The sequence below is a fragment of the Candidatus Cryosericum odellii genome, assembly GCF_003570935.1.
In the GTDB taxonomy this organism is placed as follows: domain Bacteria; phylum Caldisericota; class Caldisericia; order Cryosericales; family Cryosericaceae; genus Cryosericum; species Cryosericum odellii.
The window spans coordinates 1-2,838 of record NZ_QXIU01000112.1 but is presented as its reverse complement, the minus strand read 5'-3'; the positions used below and the strand labels follow the sequence as shown (position 1 = coordinate 2,838).

General features: G+C 58.5%; 3 protein-coding genes. All 3 read right to left on the bottom strand.

Annotation, left to right across the window (positions count from 1 at the left end; translation table 11 throughout):
* Positions 1-71 precede the first annotated feature (71 nt).
* Genes SMC5_RS04645 through SMC5_RS04635 form a run of 3 tightly spaced genes read right to left on the bottom strand, consistent with a single transcriptional unit; the run spans position 72 to position 2,634 of the window.
* Positions 72-755: a 3-oxoacid CoA-transferase subunit B gene (locus tag SMC5_RS04645; protein WP_119087372.1), complete on the bottom strand. Its 684-nt coding sequence runs from the start codon at positions 753-755 to the stop codon at positions 72-74.
* Between the two features lies 1 nt (position 756).
* The gene (locus SMC5_RS04640; RefSeq protein WP_119087371.1) at positions 757-1,416 is read right to left on the bottom strand and encodes a CoA transferase subunit A; all 660 of its coding nucleotides are present in this window, start codon (positions 1,414-1,416) and stop codon (positions 757-759) included.
* Positions 1,417-1,434: 18 nt separating this feature from the next.
* Positions 1,435-2,634: a thiolase family protein gene (locus SMC5_RS04635; protein WP_119119791.1), complete on the bottom strand. Its 1,200-nt coding sequence runs from the start codon at positions 2,632-2,634 to the stop codon at positions 1,435-1,437.
* Positions 2,635-2,838 lie beyond the last annotated feature (204 nt).

Genomic DNA, 2,838 nt, shown 5'->3' with positions numbered 1-2,838 from the left:
GAACCGTCCCGAGAATGTTACAGTTTGGAACCGTCCCGAGAATGTTACAGTTTGGAACCGTCCCGAGAAAGTTACAGGGGCATGAGGTGGAGGTCGGGGCTCAGGTCGAAGTCGGCGTCGGTTATAGCGCGGAGCTCGTCGAGGGTGATCTCGGGGGCGATTTCCTTGAGGATCAGCCTGCCGCTCTCGAAGACAAACACGGCGTACTCGGTGACGATCATGTCTGCCTCACCGATGCCGGTGATGGGAAGCGTGCAGCCTTTGACCAGCTTGGGCTTGCCGTTCTTGCTGGTATGTTGCATGGCTATGACGACTTCTCTTGCTCCTGTCACGAGGTCCATCGCCCCGCCGACCCCAAGCTGCTTCCCGTTGGGGATAATCCAGTTGGCAATGTTGGCCTTCTGATCTACTTCGAACGCCCCGATGACCGTGGCATCGACGTGGCCGCCCCGTATCATCCCGAAGGATGCGGCGCTGTCCATGTAGACGCATCCAGGAGTTTCTGTGACGCACGTCCTGCCGGCATTGATCAGGTCATGGTCCATCTGGCCTTCCGGTGCCGCACAGCCGACGCCGAGCATCCCGTTTTCGGCCTGCACGTAGATGTTGGGGCTCGTGACATAGTTGGCCACCATGGTCGGAATGCCAACACCAAGGTTGATGAACAGTCTCCCATTCTGGGCTTCGCTGTCGAAGTGGCGCGCTATCACTGAAGCTATCCGTTCTTTTGCCTGTTGTTCGAGTATTGCCTGCATCTCAGCTCTTCCTCATTGTCAGCACGTCTACATAGATGTGGGGTGTCACTATGGACTCAGGGTCCAGGGACCCCACAGGGACTATCTCTTCGACTTCGGCTATGACGGTGTCTGCCGCCATCGCCATGACAGGATTGAAGTTGCGGGCAGTCTTGTAGTAGACCAGATTACCCAGCTCGTCCGCTTTATAGGCCTTGATCAGCGCCACGTCGGCATGGATGGATTCTTCCAGGACACACGCCCTCCCGGCAAATTCTCTGGTCTCCTTGCCTGCGGCGAGGTCTGTTCCCGCACCGGTCGGTGTGAAGAACGCCGGGATCCCCACTCCGGCGGCTCTGATCGCTTCTGCAAACGTCCCTTGAGGAATCAGTTTCACGGTGATCCGACCTTCGTTGTTGGCGCCCGCCACCTCTGGATTCCAGTTGTAGTAGGTCCCGATCAACGACCGGATCTGGTTGTTGGTGAGCAGCTTGCCAAGGCCCACGCCGGGCGTACCCAAGTCGTTGCTGATGATCGTCAGGTCACCCGTCCCACTTGCTGCAAGTGCCTCGATCAACTCCTCGGGGTATCCGGCCAGGCCAAAGCTCCCGACCATGATGCGTGACCCCGGCTTGACCCTGGCGATTGCGTCCTCGATGCTTCTGTACTTGTCACTAGCCATAGACAGGACCTCCTGCTCTCACACGCACAGATTCTCGAAGATCGTTGACACACCAAGGCCGCCCGCAACGCAGATGGTCGCGAGCCCGTACCTGGTGTTTCTCCGCAACATCTCGTGGATCAGTGTGACCGAGATGCGCGTTCCGGAGCAGCCAAGTGGGTGCCCCAGCGCAATGGCCCCTCCGTTCACGTTGAGGATATCCCGGTTGAAGCTCAACTCCTTGATGACCGCCAGGCTCTGAGCTGCGAACGCTTCGTTGAGCTCGATGAGGCCGATGTCGCCCAGTGACAGTCCTGACCGTTCCAAGGCCTTGCGCGTGGCAGGCACCGGGCCGATGCCCATGAAGACAGGGTTGACACCGGCGATACCTGCTGCCACAAATCTTGCCAGAGGCTTGATCCCCAACTCGACAGCCTTCTCTTCTGACATCACCACGACAGCAGCGGCTCCATCATTTCTGCTGGAGCTGTTGCCGGCCGTTACCGTCCCTCCCGTCTTGAAGACGGCCTTGAGCTTGGCCATCTTCTCGAGGCTCGTATCTCTTCTGGGACCCTCATCGGTGTCGACAAGCACAGTCCCGGCTTTCCCAACGCGTACGCTCACCGGGACGATCTCGTCCTTGAACCGGCCCGCATCGATTGCCGCGACGGCCCTGGCGTGGCTGGCATACGCAAATTCATCCTGTTCTTCCCTGGTGATCCCGTACTTGTCCGCGAGATTCTCAGCCGTCATGCCCATGGTGAAGGTGCCGTAGATATCCTCGGGCTGGGACTTGGGCTGGCTCTCGGTGTTCGGATCGAGCAATTCACCATTCCCAGACTTGTAACCGTAGCGCGCGCTGCGAAAGTAGTAGGGAGCCGTGCTCATGCTCTCGACACCACCAGCCACGATCACGTCACCATACCCCGCCTGGATCTGCCACACGGCATTCAGGATAGCCTGCAAACCCGACGAACACTGCCTGTGGACCGTATACGCGGGGACTTCTTCTGGAAAACCGCCTTCCAGAGCGGCGACTCTGGCGATGTTGGGCGCATCCGTGCTCTGTTTTGCCTGCCCGACGATGATCTCATCCACGATGGATTTCTCGATGCCTGACCTCTTGACGGCTTCCTCCAGGACTGTCCTTGCCAACTCGACGGCCAGAATGTCCCTGAAAACCCCACCCATGTTGCCGACGGGCGTTCTGACTGCGGACGTGATGACAACTGACTTCATTGTTGTTCCCTCCTGTTCAGTTCTTTTCACCCCTCGGGGTAACCAGACAACTGCGCCGACTGGATGTTCAGCTCAGCTGATCGCGGCGAAGATCTGGTCGAGCTTCTGCAGTGTCGCCTCGTAGTCCTGAGCCGAGTGTGCCAATGAGGTGTAAAACGGTTTGTGGGGATGAACATAGATACCCTCGGTCAGGCATGCAAAGTC